This window comes from Corynebacterium sp. HMSC077D03 (genome assembly GCF_001808545.1).
GTDB classification, from domain to species: domain Bacteria; phylum Actinomycetota; class Actinomycetes; order Mycobacteriales; family Mycobacteriaceae; genus Corynebacterium; species Corynebacterium simulans.
This window is the reverse complement of record NZ_KV793668.1, coordinates 1-306: the sequence shown is the minus strand read 5'-3', so window position 1 is coordinate 306 and position 306 is coordinate 1. Positions and strand designations below refer to the sequence as shown.

The window sequence follows — 306 nt, the reverse complement described above, 5'->3', positions numbered from 1 at the left end:
CATCACCACCCGGCGCAAGCCTGGTCACCGAGTCATGCCAGATCTAGTAGGCCGCAAATTCACCGCTGACAGGCCGAACCACGTCTATGTAGGCGACATCACCTACCTGCCCTGCAAGGGCGGCAAGAACATGTACCTTGCCACAGTCATTGACGCCTACTCGCGCAAGCTCGTTGGTCATGCGCTAGCCGATCACATGCGGGTATCTCTGGTTATCGAAGCTTTGTCTCATGCCAGCAAAGTCCGCGGAAACCTTACTGGGGCAATTTTCCATTCTGATCATGGCAGTGTGTACACCTCACAGGC

At 55.6% G+C, this 306-nt stretch carries 1 protein-coding gene; it reads left to right on the top strand.

What is annotated here, in order from left to right; all coding sequences use genetic code 11:
- On the top strand, positions 1-306 hold a 306-nt coding region (locus HMPREF2888_RS02210), incomplete at both ends, for a DDE-type integrase/transposase/recombinase (protein WP_141744807.1).